Origin of the sequence: Sphingobacterium sp. CZ-UAM (assembly GCF_002000245.1) — a bacterium.
Classification (GTDB): domain Bacteria; phylum Bacteroidota; class Bacteroidia; order Sphingobacteriales; family Sphingobacteriaceae; genus Sphingobacterium.
Window position 1 is genome coordinate 1,289,869 of record NZ_MTCM01000001.1, and the last position, 18,946, is coordinate 1,308,814.

General features: G+C 38.0%; 14 protein-coding genes. 7 read left to right on the top strand and 7 right to left on the bottom strand.

Annotated elements, in window-relative coordinates:
- The first annotated feature begins 64 nt into the window (after positions 1-64).
- Together BWD42_RS05610 and BWD42_RS05615 are read left to right on the top strand one after the other, a co-directional pair.
- Entirely contained in the window at positions 65-1,057 is a 993-nt protein-coding gene (locus tag BWD42_RS05610; RefSeq protein ID WP_077433960.1) for an SDR family NAD(P)-dependent oxidoreductase, read from the top strand.
- 124 nt (positions 1,058-1,181) lie between these two features.
- The gene (locus tag BWD42_RS05615) at positions 1,182-1,991 is read left to right on the top strand and encodes a helix-turn-helix domain-containing protein (RefSeq protein WP_077433962.1); all 810 of its coding nucleotides are present in this window, start codon (positions 1,182-1,184) and stop codon (positions 1,989-1,991) included.
- 170 nt (positions 1,992-2,161) lie between these two features.
- Here the strand turns inward: BWD42_RS05615 and BWD42_RS05620 are convergent, their stop codons facing one another.
- From BWD42_RS05620 to BWD42_RS05640, 4 genes are all read right to left on the bottom strand, one after another.
- A complete protein-coding gene (locus BWD42_RS05620; protein ID WP_077433964.1) occupies positions 2,162-3,232 on the bottom strand; it encodes an NAD(P)H-dependent flavin oxidoreductase in 1,071 nt (356 codons plus the stop codon).
- Between the two features lie 96 nt (positions 3,233-3,328).
- Positions 3,329-3,898, bottom strand: coding sequence for a Crp/Fnr family transcriptional regulator (locus BWD42_RS05625; RefSeq protein ID WP_077435773.1), 570 nt, complete (start codon positions 3,896-3,898; stop codon positions 3,329-3,331).
- A gap of 141 nt (positions 3,899-4,039) precedes the next feature.
- Complete coding sequence (locus BWD42_RS05630; RefSeq protein ID WP_254846179.1) at positions 4,040-4,666, bottom strand: Pr6Pr family membrane protein; 627 nt, start codon at positions 4,664-4,666, stop codon at positions 4,040-4,042.
- An 884-nt stretch (positions 4,667-5,550) separates the two neighbouring features.
- Positions 5,551-6,402: an AraC family transcriptional regulator gene (locus BWD42_RS05640; RefSeq protein ID WP_254846180.1), complete on the bottom strand. Its 852-nt coding sequence runs from the start codon at positions 6,400-6,402 to the stop codon at positions 5,551-5,553.
- 83 nt (positions 6,403-6,485) lie between these two features.
- Here BWD42_RS05640 and BWD42_RS05645 point away from each other — a divergent pair, with 83 nt between their 5' ends.
- The 3 genes from BWD42_RS05645 to BWD42_RS05655 all read left to right on the top strand — a co-directional run bounded on the left by BWD42_RS05645 (position 6,486) and on the right by BWD42_RS05655 (position 9,169).
- Positions 6,486-7,670, top strand: a complete 1,185-nt coding sequence (locus BWD42_RS05645) for an MFS transporter (RefSeq protein WP_077433970.1) — start codon at positions 6,486-6,488, stop codon at positions 7,668-7,670.
- Between the two features lie 273 nt (positions 7,671-7,943).
- A complete protein-coding gene (locus BWD42_RS05650) occupies positions 7,944-8,531 on the top strand; it encodes a Crp/Fnr family transcriptional regulator (RefSeq protein WP_077433972.1) in 588 nt (195 codons plus the stop codon).
- A gap of 101 nt (positions 8,532-8,632) precedes the next feature.
- A complete protein-coding gene (locus BWD42_RS05655) occupies positions 8,633-9,169 on the top strand; it encodes a GNAT family N-acetyltransferase (RefSeq protein ID WP_077435777.1) in 537 nt (178 codons plus the stop codon).
- 122 nt (positions 9,170-9,291) lie between these two features.
- On the opposite strand, the gene BWD42_RS05660 is transcribed toward BWD42_RS05655, so the two are convergent.
- Positions 9,292-11,013, bottom strand: coding sequence for a hypothetical protein (locus tag BWD42_RS05660; protein ID WP_077433974.1), 1,722 nt, complete (start codon positions 11,011-11,013; stop codon positions 9,292-9,294).
- Positions 11,014-11,268: 255 nt separating this feature from the next.
- Here BWD42_RS05660 and BWD42_RS05665 point away from each other — a divergent pair, with 255 nt between their 5' ends.
- Together BWD42_RS05665 and BWD42_RS05670 are read left to right on the top strand one after the other, a co-directional pair.
- A complete protein-coding gene (locus BWD42_RS05665; protein WP_077433976.1) occupies positions 11,269-11,928 on the top strand; it encodes a FadR/GntR family transcriptional regulator in 660 nt (219 codons plus the stop codon).
- Positions 11,929-12,016: 88 nt separating this feature from the next.
- Positions 12,017-13,237 (top strand): MFS transporter, encoded by a 1,221-nt coding sequence (locus BWD42_RS05670; RefSeq protein ID WP_077433978.1) that lies wholly within the window; start codon positions 12,017-12,019, stop codon positions 13,235-13,237.
- Positions 13,238-13,282: 45 nt separating this feature from the next.
- Here BWD42_RS05670 and BWD42_RS05675 read toward each other — a convergent pair whose 3' ends face one another.
- Positions 13,283-15,268 carry a RagB/SusD family nutrient uptake outer membrane protein gene (locus BWD42_RS05675; protein WP_254846181.1) on the bottom strand — a complete coding sequence of 662 codons (1,986 nt, stop codon included), beginning with the start codon at positions 15,266-15,268 and terminating at the stop codon, positions 13,283-13,285.
- 12 nt (positions 15,269-15,280) lie between these two features.
- Positions 15,281-18,496: a SusC/RagA family TonB-linked outer membrane protein gene (locus BWD42_RS05680; RefSeq protein ID WP_077433980.1), complete on the bottom strand. Its 3,216-nt coding sequence runs from the start codon at positions 18,494-18,496 to the stop codon at positions 15,281-15,283.
- Positions 18,497-18,946: the final 450 nt, after the last annotated feature.

The following is an 18,946-nucleotide window of genomic DNA, read 5'->3' on the forward strand; positions in this document are numbered from 1 at the left end:
ACAAAACAGCACCTGAGGATCTACCTTAACTTTGTATTATTCAATAACACTAAAAATAGTCAGCATGGAAAAGAATAATTATCAAGGGACTCTACAGCAAGCTATAGGATCAGGCTTTAATGCAAAATCAACAGCGAACGAGGTTGTTAATAACATTTGTCTTACTGGAAAAACAGTGGTCGTCACAGGAGGAAACACGGGGATCGGGCTAGAAACCACGCGAGTACTGGCAGCAGCTGGGGCTACCGTAATCGTACCTGCACGAAATATTGAAAAAGCAATACAGAATCTGCAAGGTTTGGCCAATGTAGAAATTACTGAAATGGATTTAATGTCTCCCTTGTCGATTGATGCCTGTGCCAATCATTTTATTGCTTCTGGAAGACCTCTGCATTTATTGATCAACAATGCCGGTATTATGTGGGTTCCATTGCGTAGAGATGAACGAAATATAGAATCACAACTTGCTACCAACTACTTAGCTTTGTTTCAACTAACCGCAAGATTGTGGCCTGCATTAAAAAAAGCTAATGGCGCGCGGGTGGTGAATGTCTCCTCTCATGGTCATCATTTTGCGCCTTTTGATTTTGATGATCCTAATTTTCTCAAAAGAGAATATGAAACCTTATTGGGATATGGACAATCCAAGACTGCGGTTAATCTTTTTTCTGTCGAGTTGGACATCCGCGGACGATCCTCTAATATCAGGTCGTATGCTGTCCATCCAGGTTCTATCGGTGGTACAGAGTTGGGCAGAGAGGCTCCTTTGGAGATGTTTCAAAAAATGGGATTTGTAGATGCAGATGGTCATATGCTACCTGAAATCGCTGCATCTTTAAAATCCGTTCCACAAGGAGCAGCAACAACAGTATGGTGCGCAACGAGCCCTTTATTGGATCATATCGGTGGCGTATACTGTGAAGATGGAGATATTGCCGAGGTATCATCGGATATTAATCATAAAAAAGGTGTAAATCCTTATTCGTTAGATGAAAACTATGCAAAGAAACTATGGAAGTTGAGTGAGGAGATGAGCGGAATTTTGTTTAGGCCATAAATACCGACGTTGACAAGTGGTTTGAATATACTTAGGCCTATTCGGATCACTTGTTTTAAAAATTATAGAAGGTGAAAAATTCTTATCTTTACTTTATTGATTTCCTGCAAAAAGCTAAAAAATCATGGAATACCAAGCCCGATATATTACAGAAGATATAAAACTCTCCAGCTATGAAGACAAATTCTTCAGGTCAGACATTATGTTTGACCAACATATGTTAGTATGGTTTCTTTCAGGTGAAACAAAGATCGTACAAGCAGATAATACATATTTATTTGGAAAAGGAGACATTTTTTTGATCCCGAGAAACCAGTTAGCTACCATTATTAATTATCCTAAAGACGGTGAGCCCCACAAAACAGTGGTCATGCATTTATCCTTGGAAATATTAAAGAATTTTTACGCGGGCAAGAACATTGTTTGTCAATCACAAGAATCATCCAAGATTTTCCGTTTCAATAACCATCCATTGTTGGAAAGCTGCCTGCTATCACTTATGCCTTATTTTGAGATGGCGAGTGTCCCTGACGACATTGCATCTATTAAAATTACGGAAGCGATAAGTATTCTCAGGGCATTGAATAGGGAGATCGATCATGTCCTCGCAAATTTTGAAGCACCGGGGAAAATCGACCTTGCCAATTATATGGAAAAGAATTTTATGTTCAATCTTCCACTGGAGAAATTTGGCTATCTGACAGGTAGAAGCCTGACAACATTCAAACGTGATTTTAAAAAAGCTTTTACAATGACTCCACAACGGTGGCTAACATTTAAGCGTCTGGAACTTGCCTATTATCAACTTGCTGAAAAGAAAAAAAAGCCGCTAGAAGTATGTTATGAAGTAGGTTTCGAAAACCTTTCCCATTTTTCCTATGCTTTTAAGAAGCAATTTGGAATTGCGCCAAGTCTTTTGGCGCAGCTTATTTAAAGCCTAAATAAATAAATAAATAAATAACACTCAACATTTATCCGGCTCACAAAATGATATCTCCAGAGCTTTTCTACCTGAGAAAGACTGGGGTTAAAGTGGCGGAATGTCGGAGTCATGATTAGCATCACCACACCAACAGGATAATTGCTGGCGATTTCTTTTTTCTATTAAGATGTTCCCATATCAGCAATAATATGATCAATTAAATCTTTGGCGTGATGAAATTTTAAGATTGACGCTGCCTGCCCTGACCAAAATGATTTTAGCTCCGGATCGGATTCAGAATTTGCAGGGTATGCACCAAGTTTTCCTACAATCTTACCCTGTAATGGATAAGGGGCTAATTGCTCCTGATAAGCTTTAAGTTCTTCTGTCAACCTGTTTTTTATTGCTCGCGATAATCTGCCTGTAAATACCTTTGTTAATGTAGTGTATCGTGCTTCCTTAGAGAATAATTTCTTGCGGTGTGCTTGACTTGCACCTGACTCCTCGGTAGCTAGAAATGCTGTCCCCATCTGCACAGCATCAGCACCTAGTGAAAAAGCAGCTTTTAAACCTCGAGAATCTACGATCCCGCCGGCTGCTATAACCGGAATATTCACGTGATCAGCGATTTGGGGGATCAGCGAAAATGTTCCGATGAGACTTTCCTCAGGTTTATCAAGAAATGAAACCCGATGCCCCCCAGCATCAAAACCTGTAGCGACTAATGCATCAACGCCGGCATTTTCAATAGCAATAGCTTCGTCTAGCGTCGTAGCGGCACCCACCGTTTTGATATTTAATTGACGACATTTTTCTAGAATATCTGCAGATGGTATACCATAAACGAAACTAAATACTGCAGGTTTTATTGTAAAAATAGCTTCAATTTGGTTTTCAAATGAAGGGCTATCGGCAAATGGAAAGCGTGGTAATTCGATTCCCGCCTCATTAAAATAAGGTTTAAAAAGCTGATTTACCTCACGAAGCGCTAAATCGTCAAAATCCCTTATCTTATCATCTCGGTCTTTTACCCAAAGATTGAGATTGAAAGGCTTGTCTGTCTTTTTCTTAATCCCTTCCGAAATTTTCACGATCTCATTTGCATCAAAAGGCTGACAACCGTATGAACCCAGCCCCCCGCTATTGGAAACAATAGCAGTAAGATCAATAGATGACACTTTTCCTCCAAAAGGTCCTTGAACAATGGGCAAATCAATCCCTAATAATCGTGTAAATTTTGTATCGTTCCACATTGTCTTCATTTTTATCATTTAACAAGATAAAATTCGCTGTAAGTATTAAGGTATACAAGGATCTACCGCACAAAAATAATGTGACGTAGATCAAAATTATTTTTGTACATACAATCGACTAAGTGTTTCGCGGGTAACGCCGAGATAAGATGCTAAAATATGCTTTGGCAATCTTTGTGCAAGCGAGGGATATTCTAAAAGAAATTTTTCATAACGTTGTTTTGCATTACTGCTCAATAAAGAAAGAATGCGATTCTGCAGAGCAACATTCCTGCGATTGGTTTTCCTTCTGAAGAAATGCTCAACCTGATGGAACTCCTGACATAATTTTTCTCTATTATCATTACTCAGACACAGCACCTCCGTGTCCTCTAGACAGTCAATATTCACAATTGCACGTTTCTGATAATAGTATGCTTCATAATCGGTAATCCACCAGTCTCTTAGTGCAAAAAGTAGAATATGCATCTTCCCATTCTCATCAGTGTAATAAGATTTAACACATCCTGAAATTAAAAAATAATCGAAAGTAACTTGTTGGCCCTCTTGTACTAAAAATTGGTGTTTTTTAAACTTTTTATAGGTAAAATGGCCCAATATATATTCGAAATCCGCTGGTTCGATGGTAATAATCTTCTGAAACTGTTCTTTTAGAATTTCACTCATATCAAACATATATTTCAACTTATAGAAAATTAAAATTGATTATAATTGCTCTATTCTCTTAAATTACAAAATTTCCACTGTTTAGATAGTGGATTGATTTCTTGCTGTTTGTTTTCATTCCTAATACAGAAACATTCATTATTAGCGTTTTTTGGCGATCCGTCTATTTATTTGGATTAAAAGCAATCCTATTATCAAGAAGATAAAAGTTATCATCACACTATTCACTAGTACGCGATTAATTCCCAATACAGAAACGTCTACAAAAGGATATGGATAAAATCCGGACAGCACTCCATGCCATAGGGTGTATAGCAAATAAATAAAGGGATATATTAGCCAGTTAAATATAGACCTCCAATGTTCAATTCGCTTATCCGCCATACGCCACCAAAAAATTAAAACTAAAATAGGAACCACTGAATGAAGCATTTCATCAACAACCCGTGCTATTCCTATAGGTTGCCACAAGAAGCGAAGTACAATATTATAAATTAGTCCTACGACTAGGATGTAAAGTGTGACTGCCGTGATCGTTGTCGGCTTGGTAAAAAAGTCTCCTATTGCTTTATTTGGAAACAGTACGATACAAGTACAGCAGATCGCCACCATCAGATTTGTCCAGATTGTAAAATAACTAAAGAACCTAACAACCAATTCGCCAACTGCTATTGTGGAATTACTATAACTAATTAAAAATTGAGCAACAATGGCGGTCCAACATAGTAAGGAAATGAAAGCAGCAAAGCTCCTTTGAGATAAAATCATGTTCGTCATTTTAATATCTAAAAATAGACAATTCTTTACCTAAAAGCCAAGGACTGAATCAGAGAAATTGCGCCTTATCTCTATTCATTTACTGTTTAAAATATTCACAACATACAGTCCTATTGAAATCATATATTAGCTAGGTTTCGCATCTTTTTTCTGTACATCAGAAATTCAATAAAGGTACATAGCAAATAGACTATTGAAAAGCTTAACAATATTTTTAAAGAAACAGGTGTAATATTATATTGATAAAAATCTGTCAAAATATTGATAGATAGAATGATAATACAAAGGAAAGGTATGCCCGAAAATGTCAGCAAAGACAAAAAATAACTTTTTCTAATTTTTTCAATTTGATTAAGAAAAAACAACAGGGTACTAACAGCAATAATGATAACATATATAGTTGATAAACCAAGACTTAGAAATAAATCCATAATACTAAGAAATCGCTCAAAGAAGTTCGTGTTGACAGGCTCTAGTCCGCTAATAACAACTCTATAAAGAATAAATAGTACTACACCTATTAGGAGGTTAAATAGTGCGAACCTAAATATTATTTTTTTCATATAATCTCTGGTAAATATCTATATTATAAACTGCATTTTAAATGCTATCAACTCAAACATCCTTATCCATATCTCTAACATTTCGATGCCCGATCTGTTCTAAATTCAAATTAAATTTATTGTATTCTTTGCTGTAACCAACCACAATTACATATTCGATGGCTGCCATTTGTAATTCGCCTTTAAGGTATGTTTATATGCGATCCGTAGTTTAGAAAATAATAAAATCCTTAAAATCTACTCTGCCATCAATAACAAATAGCCTGCTATAGCTATTAAACCTCTTTGGGTGATAGAATATCTATATGCTATTTAAAGGTATAATTCTATTTGTCCTTTTGCCTTTCTGAATTCAGTCAAACTCATTAAGTGCCTTTTTTTGAAGAATTTATTCAGATGACTTTCGTCGGAAAAACCAAACTCGGAGACAATTTCGTTAACCCGCATATCGCTAAAAAGAAGTCTATGTTCAATTAACCTCATTTTATAATTCGATATATAATGCTGAATTGTTTCACCGCACTGTTTTTTAAAATAACTTCCAAGATAGCTTTCGGAAAATCCAAATTTTTGTGCTATCGACGATACTTTCAGCAAGGCCGGATCATGGATGTTTCCCTGAATATAGTTGATAATATCCAGAGCTCTTTTGTCTGTGTTGGAAGCCACATGTTCTACTCGCATCTTTGAAATATTGCGTGCAGCGATTACAATTATAGCGTTCACATAATGTAATGTGAGTTCTTCATGAAAGAGATCCGGATGATTTATGTTATGAAGAAGTGACGATACGATCGAATCAACCAAAATAACATCTGGCTTATTCTGTAAAATGCAACCCGACAAATAGGACGCGCCATATAGTAAACATTCCATAGAATTAATACTGTTCCACTTGTAATCTTTAACATAACGTTCGCTAAATTTAATAAGCAAAAGTTCCGTTTTCTCAACGATGTCCAAATGGTGCTGATCATTGGGCGTAAGGAGGATCAGACTGCCTTCATCGTAGGATGTTGTATTGTTATTTATCTTCAAGAAGCCTTTTCCGCAAATAACATATATGATCTGAAAAAAAGAGAACTGGTTGTCTCTTATGGGACAGTTTACCTCTTTATGATGTTCTACTTTAACCAGTTGATCGATATTTTCTCTTTTCATCATGTAAAAATACTTTTTTATCATTAAAATATACTGATTTATTATAATTTTTCTGTCCAACTTTGCTATATAAATTTTAGATAACAATGAATAAATCAATCTACGTCCTGGCTTTGGGTGCATTTGGCATAATTACTACCGAATTTGGAATAGTGGGCATCCTTCCAACTATTAGTCGGGAATTCAGAGTATCAATAGATACTGCTGGATGGTTACTTAGTGCTTTTGCGATAACAGTCGCAGTTTCCTCTCCCTTCATCACCTCTTTTACAACAAAAATAAACCGAAAGCTTCTTTTATGCCTGGTTATGAGCATATTTGTTCTCTCCAACTTGATCTCCGCATTTTCTTCAAATTTCGCAATGCTGATGGTAGCCCGTATACTACCAGCAATATTACATCCCCTCTTTTGGAATATTTCTATCGCTATTGCATTTAAGAATAATGGAGCAAAGGGTGTCTCAACAGTTATGCTGGGACTTAGCTTAGCGACTGTACTCGGAATTCCATTAACAACTTACGCAGTAGATCTTTTCAATAATTGGCAAGCCTCGTTTTTTCTCAGTAGTGCAATCAGTTTAATTGCTTTTATTGGCCTATTGCTTTTTACACCCTCTATTCCAGCGGATAATACGAAAACTATACAGAATCAGATGACCATACTAAAAAGTCCTCTCCTATGGCTTAACTTGATTTCTACCATATGCACATTAGCAGCGATGTTCTCCAGTTACACCTATCTTACCGCCTATCTTGAACAAATTACTAAAATGGATGGCGCACAGATTAGTATTATGTTACTTCTCTTCGGCAGTATGGGAACGGTAGGAAATTGGCTGATGGGTCTAGCGTTAAACAGAAATGTACTATTGACAGCGAGATTATTTTTGACGTCTTTGATCGCCGTACAGGTGCTCGCTTACTATTTAGGTGGGATATTTATACCAATGGTTATTATTGTATCCATTTGGGGAATGATTCATACAGGAGGATTTTTGGTTTCAAATATTCGGACAACTCAATCAATCCCTCATCATGCACTTGAATTTGTGAATAGCTTACTCACTTCATCATTCAATATTGGAATTTCCTTAGGGGCTTTTCTTGGAGGAATGATAAGCGTACATTACAGCATAAATAATGTTTTATGGGTGAGTATCCTATTATTAGCAATAACATTTGCCATGAGTTTTGTTACTTTCCTACAGCCACAAACCGAGGACGAGACAAGTAGACCGGAACTCGCGCCATCAGTTTGTAAACAGGCATAAGAAATCGGCGCGGATTGCCCAAAGAAAACACCCCTTCTATTGGAATGGGGTGTTAGTTCCTCAACAGTTCATAAAGCTGATTTTAGATGAATTACAACGTGAAGTCAATGGCATTTCACCATTTTAAAAATTGTTACGTTTGTTATGAAGACTATTCTGTTTACGGATAAGTTTTTATAGAATCCATTATGCATTTTAAGAACCAAAAATAAACATATTTAAATGTTCAAAGTAAATTCTATTAGCAGCCTCTAAAATTTGTTATTTATTCATATGGAAACATCGTTGATACAACAATTTAAAGAAAAGATAAACTATTATCATCCTATTTCAGAGGAATCATTTCAGGAGCTTGTAGCACTTGCAACAGTTGTACATCTGAAAAAAAATGAGATACTCGTACATCAAGATACCATTGCACGTGAGTTTTGTTTTTTATATAACGGTTATCTGCGTGCTTATATTAGCGATGAAAAAGGGCGAATATATACAAAAAATATCGCTGTTCAAGGTGATTTCATCGCTTCGACAGTTTCCTGTCTGTTGGGTCAACCGTCAAAATTTACTATTCAGGCTATAACCGATTGTTCATTGCTTCATCTTTCTTACAAGAAATTCAGGGAGCTGATTTTCAAAACTGATGACCTAAAATCTTTTTATATTTATTATCTGGAAAAGAATTGGGTCATTGCTAAAGAAGAAAGAGAAATATCCATTGTTATGGAAGACGCTCAGGTCAGATATGAGAAATTATTGAAAAGTACTCGACATATCGAAAAATATGTGCCCTTACAGGATATTGCCTCCCATTTGGGAATTACCCCAACCCAACTAAGCAGGATTCGTAGACAGCTAAAATAAAGTTTCTCAACATATGTAAAATACTATACCACCTTAACGCTGTATTTTTGATAAATACAATAATATAAAGCAACATTTCATACAATCAAATTATGAATGACATGATACAAAAAAGCCAACAATCTGATTTTAATACAATTTACGAAATTATTAACGACGCTTCTTCGGCTTATAAAGGTAAAATACCGTACGACTGTTGGAAAGAACCGTATATGGATGAAGATGAACTTAGGGAACAAATTGCGGATGGAATTGAATTTTGGTGTTATCTCGAAAATGAGGCAATACTTGGTGTAATGGGGATACAGCATAGATCAGATGTAACTTTAATCCGCCACGCTTACGTGAAAACAATCGCGAGAAATAAAGGAATTGGAGGAAAATTATTGACTTATTTGTCGCGTCTTACTGATCAGCCAATCTTGATCGGAACATGGGCCGATGCCACTTGGGCAATTGGTTTTTACGTAAAACATGGCTTTAGACAAGTAAGTTATATGGAAAAAGAAATGCTATTGCGAAAATACTGGAATATTCCAATCCGCCAGATTGAAACGTCTGTCGTTCTTGTCAATGCGGACTTTGACATCAAAAATATCACTCCTTCAAATCTTCCTATAAGTCCTGAGGACAAATAAACATCATATAAAAATTTCCATTCAAAAGAGGTGAAAATACCTGTGTCTAATGGATCGCTTTGAATATTTCATTTGGTCAGTTTATATACGGCTTTCTAAAGTAAACTTAGTTGATATAAACCTCATTGATGTACAACCCTGAAAATCGGATACAATAAGTGTGATTTTTCATAATAATCTGAGTGTTTGTACACCCAATCTAATTGGGCACGCCCGTCGGTAGCAAATCTTGGATTGCTGGCTTTCTCTTTGTCAAAAGCGGATTTTATTTCGTTGTTTTCCTTCAAAAGTTTAGCCGCTGTGTCTTCAAAAACATACGCAGAATAATATTCCTTTTGTCCAAGAATCGCATCAAAAAAATTCCAGTTGAAATATGAGTCTATCGCTTCGGGCTCAAGCGTCTCCATCAGATACTTGACACCTTCTTGATCCAGCGGAACCAAAAAATCCCCAGCTCTGAAGGTCCTTTCCTTCTCTTCTTTGATAACATCGGTATCGTAATGTACATAATGTCCTTCATAAGGAGTAGAAGTAGTTTTGAAATCTTTGATTCTATACTGTTCTACAGCTATCACAGAATCCCGCTGAATCGGGTACATTTTTATATTATTAATTTTTAATAAGTCAAGCACCTTCCATTCAGATTGCGGAATGACATAGTAAGTTGGAATAATCACCTCCTTTGTAGGAACATAAGTGTTATACAACTTGACCTGTTTTGAAAATGCGGACTTACGATCATACCACAACCTATTTTCTGAAGAAATATCGCTTGGTTTATATTTTGCTTCAAACCCCTTAAAATCGATATTTTCATATTGCGTTGTGTCAAGTTTCCAAGCAATGGAATATTTACTCCCTATCTTATACTGTTTTAGATTGTCCACTCTTTTCTGTTGAATAACTTTATAATTGCGCTCAATGAAATTGAGCGTATTTAGCATATAATCATAGGTCGCTTTTACACGTTGTTTATAGGGTTTTAGCATATGCGTTTCGACCACTGTTCCAATGACGTTGAATAGACTGGTATAGCCCGTTGCATACCTTGGGGAATCCATAAAAACTGGGAATCCCGCGTCGGGAACATCATTATGGATATTGACATAGGGAACAGAGATAAACCCATCTTTTTCAAGATCTCCTAGCAGTATTCTCTGCATTTCATTGTTAAAATAACTACCCAAAACTCCTCCCAAACGCTCCTTATTAGTCGAAATATAGGTGAAGGTATACTGATAATCTGCGCCATTGCTAACATGATTATCAATGAAAACATCAGGTTTTATCCATTGGAAGATTTGCTGAAAACTCCGCGAATTTCTAGTATCTGTTTTAATAAAATCCCTATTCAGATCATAATTTCTTGCATTTCCTCGAAAACCGTATTCTTCTGGCCCATTTTGGTTCGCTCGGGAAAAACCGTTTCGGTTTAACATCCCACTTACATTATAGCTCGCAATTGCAGCGATAATAACATGCTTAGGTACGCTTATCTTTCCGGTCGCCAAATCTCTCATGAGCATCATGGTTGCATCAATTCCATCCGGCTCCCCCGGATGAATACCATTATTTATAAACAGCACTGATTTGTCCTTTCGCCCCTCCTCTAAAGACTGTTGAGACGGGTTGAAAATCACGACATCAATCGGAGCTTGATTATCGTCTGCCCCTTTTGTTTCATAACTTATTGTGGAAAATTGCTTCGCCAAATTTATATAAAATTCACGCATTTCCTCAAAAGTCGTTGACTGATTGCCATTACCTTTTTCGTAGGGTGTAATATTTTGAGCATAGAGTATTTTAGAAATCAGTAGAAAAAATAAAATCGGAAGTTTTTTCATGGGATCAATTTAAAGATCTAATTTAGAAAAAACTTATTAAAGTATATCTGCATCTCAGAAATTTACATTTGTGCTCGCACCAGTAAATTCGGTTCCCGCTAAAGCATTACGAGATTTGATTAATCTTAAAAATTGTTCTTTTCAAAATAGTACAACACCTTGAGAACGATGAGTACACTTAGATGGAAATTGAAAATTATTTTTGTGTAAGCGGAATTTTATCCTACCTTTGAAATCATCAGATGATATGACTATATGAAGACTGAACACATCGTACGAAGATCGTTGGCTGAAGAGGTAGCTGCCGCAATTGAAGAAAAGATCAAATTGGGCAATTTTCCTTTAGATTCAAAACTACCTACTGAACCGGAATTAATGAAACAGTTTGCAGTGGGTAGATCAACAATTCGTGAAGCCGTTAAGTATTTAAGTCAGTCTGGTTATTTACATGTGCAGCAGGGACTGGGGACATTTATCAAAAGTGTGACCGGACATCATGCGCTCGACGCTAAAATTGAAAAGGGTAATTTCAACGATATTTTTGAGGTGCGCCATGTTCTTGAATTGAAAATTATTGAGAAGGCTGCAATAAATAGAACAGCAAAAGGTCTCAAAAACATGGCTATAGCCCTTAAAAATAGAGCAAAATATGCCGCTGCTGAAAATCTAATCGCTTGTATCGAGGCGGATATTGCCTTTCATAGCGCTATAGCTGAATCTTGTGGAAATAACATTCTGACAGCGTTGTATCATACCTTATCCACTCACGTTAACAAATTTTTCCTTGAAATTTATAAGGACACTACCCCATTTCTTGTCTCGCAGAAGCAACACGAGGATTTAATGGACGCAATTAAAGACAAGAATATCCAACAAGCTGTTGCAGTAGCCAATCAAATTATCCAGCACAAATAATCCCTTAAGTTCCTTTTAATTTGCCATCCCGACAATCAAATATAAGTAATCACAAAACAAAACATCAGATGACCTGATGTATTAGTCTATGAAAACAGAATCCTTAAAAGCAGATGGTTCTTGGAATAGTTCCCAGACAGTCTACCCTATTTTATTTGCAATTAGTATTTCTCATCTATTGAATGATCTTATTCAATCAGTTATTCCGGCTGTTTATCCGCTGTTAAAATCTAATTATGCCCTTAGTTTTACTCAAATTGGCATTATTACCTTAGTATTTCAACTGACAGCGTCCATTCTACAGCCTTTTGTTGGACTTTACACCGATAAGAATCCTACGCCCCGGTCCTTAGCTATCGGTATGTTATTTTCACTTGCAGGCTTGCTTTGTATTGCCTTCGCTTCGAGTTTTATTTATATTTTGCTTTCGGTGAGCCTAATTGGTATGGGTTCTTCTATTTTTCACCCCGAGGCCTCCCGTGTTGCGCATTTAGCTTCAGGTGGCAAAAAGGGATTGGCGCAATCTATTTTTCAGGTCGGCGGAAATGCTGGTGGTGCCATAGGTCCCCTCCTAGCTGCGCTGATTGTTATCCCATTTGGCCAACAATACATCGGCGTTTTTGGTGTATTGGCAATTCTAGCCATCTTAATTCTTACCTATGTTGGAAATTGGTATCAATTGCATCTAAAACCAAAATCTACTGCAGTAACACATAATACCGAGGTAAATTCGAGGTTTTCCAAATCTAAAGTCATCTTTGCCTTAGTGGTCTTGTTAATCCTTATATTTTCAAAGTATTTCTACATGGCATCGATGACCAGTTATTTTACATTTTATCTTATTGACAAGTTTGGCATTACTGTGCAAGAATCACAAATTTATCTTTTTGTTTTTCTCGCGTCAGTGGCTATCGGAACAATACTCGGCGGTCCCCTAGGTGATCGTTATGGACGTAAACTCATCATTTGGGTTTCAATACTGGGTGTGGCTCCCTTTACTCTACTTTTGCCACATGTCGGGCTGACATTAACGATGATACTGTCTATCCTGATCGGACTGATTATTTCCTCTGCATTCTCAGCTATATTGGTTTACGCCACGGAATTGATTCCCGGCAAAGTAGGCATGATCGCAGGACTCTTCTTTGGACTCGCCTTTGGGATGGGTGGAATTGGCTCTGCCCTTTTGGGGTGGCTAGCCGACAAAACGTCCATTGAACATGTCTTTGACATCTGCGCCTACCTCCCATTGATCGGTATTGCGACGGGATTATTACCTAACATTGAGCATCACAAAAAAGCCCGATAAAAAAACATCTCACCGAAAATTATCGGTGAGATGTTTTTAAAAAGTTTAGTATCCAGGATTCTGGATGAGCTGGGTATTTCTATTGATTTCGTCACGATGTAAAGAAGTAAAATACATCTTATCATCCCAGTTTCTATTTTCGATTCCCGGATCAATATTACTCACGACATATCTGTAAGTGTAACTAGTCGGATCGTATTTATACAAAGTTACTTTTTTATTATCTTTCAGCGTGCCCGTGATATTGATGATATTCGCTTTGCGCCCGATCGTTTCGGCTGCTATCATCCAACGTCTTGCGTCAAAAAAGCGATGCTCTTCATAAGCGAGTTCAATACGGCGCTCATTACGGTATCGGTTTTTAAGTGCTACTCCAGTCTCTTGAACAGCAATCGCGGGCATCCCTGCTCTGAACCGGATTCGGTTTAGCCAAGTTCTTGCCTCTGCCTCTTCACCTAGTTCGATACAAGCCTCCACATAGTTTAATACAGCTTCAGTATAGCGCAACATCGGCCAAGGGATACGCTGTCTAGTATTTTGATCTTCCTGCGCAGGATCTGGGTCGACAAACTTACGCATATAATATCCTGTTCTTGAACCATTCCAGTCTTCAACAGGGCTTTTTCTGGTATCCAAGCCGAAATGTGTGACTTTATTACCTTGGGCATTAACAATTTCGTACTGACCGGTTTGGATCTGATTGCTGGGATCCCTTTTTGTTACATCTGCTGTCCTCGGTTTCCAGTCGGAGCCATCGTATAAAATTGTTGCCTTCATTCTCGGGTCACGATTTTGATAAGGCGCCGCGGCCATCGTAGCATTTGACCAATCAAACTTTTGTCCTTTATCCGTTTCATAGTCATCAACGAGTAATTGGATCGGCGTATTCCCCGCCCAGTTATGATATCCATTCGGTCCATTGTCACGTCCAACCCATCCTCCGCGTTCGTCTTTTTCATTAATAAAAAAACGGCCCAAAATAATGTCTTTTGCTGCTGCGACGTCGGCAATTTTACTTCCTCCACCTAAGGACAAGGCCATATAGTTTGCAGTTCCTTCTGTTGCAGCTACGGGAGCGGACAGATCCAGCTTATAAGCAAAGCTTGCCCGGTCCAGGACTGCTTTTGCTGCTTCCTTCGCTTTTTTCCAACGTTCGGTCTGACTCCCACTCGTGTACATTAGGTATTCCGGTTTGGTATAAGCTTTTAAGAGTGCGGACTTCATACCAGCTTTATTCGCATCATGAAGATCGCTGGCAGCATATAACAGCACGCGGGATTTCAGCGCCAAAGCTGCCGTTTCACTTGCTCTCCCTTTGGCTGGCGTTACATCTTTTAAAAGTAGCGCTGCACTATCCAGATCTTTCACGATTGCATCGACACATTCGGCATAGCTATTTCTCGGCTTCATAAAATCCTTATCATTTAAGGTATAGATCTTATTATCTATTGGTACACCTCCGTAGAAACGCAAGAGTTGTTGATAATAATATCCGCGCAAGAAATATGCTTCGCCTAGTATTTTATTCGCTTTTTCCTGATCAAACTTGGCCTGTCTCAAATTTGAAATAGCCATATTGCTTGCCCGGATACGTACATACATACGTCCATATTCGTAGGTATCCATGATATAGCCTTGATCAGCCGGATTAGACCGTGATTCAGTTACCGTATTAATCCCCCGATTTGGGTGGGTAAATAGTGCTTCATCTGTCATTGAAGCCATTTCTTGCTCGTAGAAACCGCCAGCACCAAAACCGTTATATATTTCGATAACAAAAGCCTCCGACAATCCGGCATCGGACCAAACCAGCTCATTTGGCACCTCGCTGAGTGGCTTTGTATTTACAAAATCGTCATTACAAGACTGAAAACCAGCCGATAATGCAACTAATAATAGGGATATATTTGCGATTTTTTTCATTTTCTTATCTAATTTATATTTCTGAGAATAAGTTTTCATAGGCCTTTCATTCTCTTTGAAGCCTGCATATACAGAAGCGATCCCCTTTAGCCCTTCATTTGTTTTCATATTCTTTAGTATTTAAAAGGATAACAACACACCCGCATTAAGAAGTCTTGCCTGTGGATAATATTGTCCCAGTGCATTTACAGCCTCTGGATCATACATCTTGATTTTGCTCCAAGTGATCAGATTCATCCCGTTTGCATATACACGCAATGAGCCGATACCAATCTTATCACAGATTGCTGACGGAAGATTGTAACCCAACTCTACATTTTTTAGACGCAGATAGTCTGTACTCCGCATCCAATAGGTGTTGTTATATGAGTAATATTGATTACTACGATCCGTTAATCGAGGGTATTCACTGCTCGGATTAGTTATACTCCAACGTTTATCGTAGAATTCTTCCAGAAAATTACCAATAGAACCCGATTCATCGGTACCAACACGGATTTCTCCACCTGTCGCTCCCTGGAACAAAACGGACAAATCAAAATCCTTATAGCTCAAGCTGAAATTAAATCCTCCCTGGAATGTTGGGTCACTATTTTTATCTCTTCTTACTTTATCGTCTGGAGTAATTTTGTTATCGCCGTTATAGTCTTTATATTTCATATCACCGGGACGCAAAGTTTTGGTAATGGCGCTATAATCAAGTTTATTAGCGGCGATATCATCCATATCCCGGAACACACCATCATAAATATAGTAGATATCGGTCTTGATAGGTTTACCTGTACTTTGTTGCCAAGCAGGAGCTCCAGGAGCCTCATCCCAGAAAATAATCTTGTTCTTTGCATAACCGCCATTGACTCCGACAGTATATCCAAGTTCGCCGACTTTACCCTTATAGCCAAGATTAAATTCCCAACCTTTATTATCGACCTTACCGATGTTTTCAGCAGGTAGCGTCATACCCGTGCTTTGCGGAACAGAAGCATTTTTTCGCCATAGGATCGAATTCCGACGATTTTTAAAGATATCAAACTCAAAATTTAACTTGCCTTGTAGGAATTGGAAATCAAAACCTAAATTATAATTATTGGCAACCTCCCAGGTAACCATTTCATTTGGCACCCGGCTCTCAAATAATGTTTTGGCCAGCTTGTCATCCACAATGTAGGTTCCAAATGAATAGGTAGAAAAATATTGATACTCTTGCAGTTTATCTTCCCAATAAATATTGTCATTACCCATTTGCCCATACGATGCGCGAATTTTAAAATAGTTGATAACTGGAATATTTTCCTTCCAGAAATTCTCTTCAGATACTACCCAACCAGCCATTGCACCTGGGAAAAATCCAAAACGTTCACTTTCAGGAAACATATAGGAGCCATCATAACGCCAAAGAAACTCTGCGATATATTTACTTTTATAGTTGTAACCAAAACGCCCAAAATAATTCAAGCGCGCCCTCTTCCAGGCTGCTCCGTCATTATTTTTCTCCTGTTCCCCACCTGCAAATAGATAATCTATACTATTTGACAGAAAATAACGTCGATAGGCGCTGAATTTGTCGTTATCTATCGTTTCTCTATTTACCCCTGCAATTGCATTCACTTGATGATCTCCAAATTTCCGGTCGAAGCTTAAAATTCCTCCTAATAGGATATTGAGCTGATCCTCATTACTTTGATTTAAGTTGGGGTCCGCTGGGCCACGTCGGCCAGCCTGCAATAAAGGTGTTTTACCGTCGGCTTCGTAGGCGCCCGGCCAGGAATACAAGGTCCAGGGAGTTACCCAGGTTTTCTGGTTGTTTACGTATTTATCTACGGATGCATTTAACGTCAATTTTAGTCCTTCAACCCATGGATTCGTGATATCTACCTGTCCATTTGTCTGGAAGTAATATCGCTTATCACGATCATAGCCGGTGGCATTCGTTGTAATGACAACAGGATTTTCGCCATTCTCAATATCAGGACCAGGTTTTCCATTAGGCCAGATCGCTGGTTGCGTCGGATTTCCGCGCATCAACATCCTAAAAATAGTACCCGCACTTTTTGTAGGGAAATTACGGTTTTCCTGCCTTCCCAAAACCCCAAACTGTGTTTTGATATATTGACTTATATTCGCATCCAGGTTAATCCGTAAATCATATTGCTTGTAACCGGTTGCAGAATTTTTGTAATAAGCATCTTGATTTTGATAACCCAGGGACAACAGGTATTTTACATCTTCGGTACCACCATTGATCTGAAGGTTATGACGCTGTTGGGGCGACCAATTTTTTAGGGTAGATTTATACCAATCCGTGTTCGGGTGTCCCCAGGGGTCTGAACCATCTTTAAATCTCTGAATATCATCAGGTTTAAAAGGTGCCCCTAATACGGTTCCGTCCTTTTTTGTATAAGATCCTGTCCCGTTTATAGCGGTCAATGCTGCTGACCATTCGTCCACAGGTAAATTGTAGATCTCGAGCTCGTTGCGAATTTCCGCAAACTGTGTGGCATCCGTCAACTTTGGAATTACTGTTGGTTGGGAATATCCTTGGTTGAAGGTATAAGAAAATTGTGGCTTACCTGTCTTTCCACGACGGGTTGTCACAAGGATAACACCATTCGCTGCCCTTGCACCATAGATCGCTGCTGACGCATCTTTTAGCACCGAGATGTTTTCTATATCGCGAGGATTAAGCCGTTCGATTCCCCCTTCACGGGCTGGCACACCATCAATAACCACGAGCGGGCTACTATTTCCCAAGGTATTCGTACCACGGATCTTAATGGTAGAACCATCATATCCAGGCTCCGCGCTACCATTTGTCGCTATTACACCCGGGATTCTGCCTGTCATCGCATTGGAAACATTCAACGCTGGCGATTGTGCTAGATCACTCCCTTTTACCGTAGCGACTGCACCAGTTACGGTTTCTTTCCGTTGTTTGCCATAACCAACCACAATGACTTCATCCAAGCTGGATTGGGAGTTTAGCAATGTCACATCTATGGCACGTCGACCATTGACTACTTCGTCCATGCTCTGTTTACCGACCATCCGGAAATTGACAGTACTATTAGAAGGAACTTTGTCTAATTTGTAACGACCTTCATTGTCTGTTTTTGTCACCAAATTAGTTCCATTAACCGAAACGGTTACTCCAGAAATTGGCATTCCTGTTTCATCTCGGACAACACCGGTAACACTTAGTTCTTGTTGAAAGAGGTTTGCGTAATGCGCGAAACCGGCGGCATTCACGGACTGGGGACTTAATGCTACTAAAGAGCATATTGATCCGGTCCAAAATGCTCTCTTCCATTGATTTGAGAAATAATGGCAATTAATCATAAAAACTGCTTAATGGTTTAAAATTGTATGTTTATTAGTTATTTATTTGCTTCCACAAGATGCTCGGTTTAGGATCTTATCAAAGGCGGTTTATAATTGAATTTTGAATATATGAAAATACAAAAATAAATAAACAATGCAAGTGTTATTTTAACACTATTTACAAACTACACATTAATCACCTTACTTACAATTAATTAACAATCATACCATAGCTAAAAATGTGCTAAAAGAATCTTTCTAAATGTCATCGTGTCTAGGCCTCCTATCTTCAATATATAATATAAATCCTGCTATCTGAAAGTCATCGAAAATATCCGTTCAAATACATAATGTGTCATCATTTTACTTAAAAAAGAACAGTTGTATTATTAAAAAAACATATTATAAGTTTTAATTAGAATGGCGCAATAATTATATAAAAACACGTATTTTTATTATCAACGTATT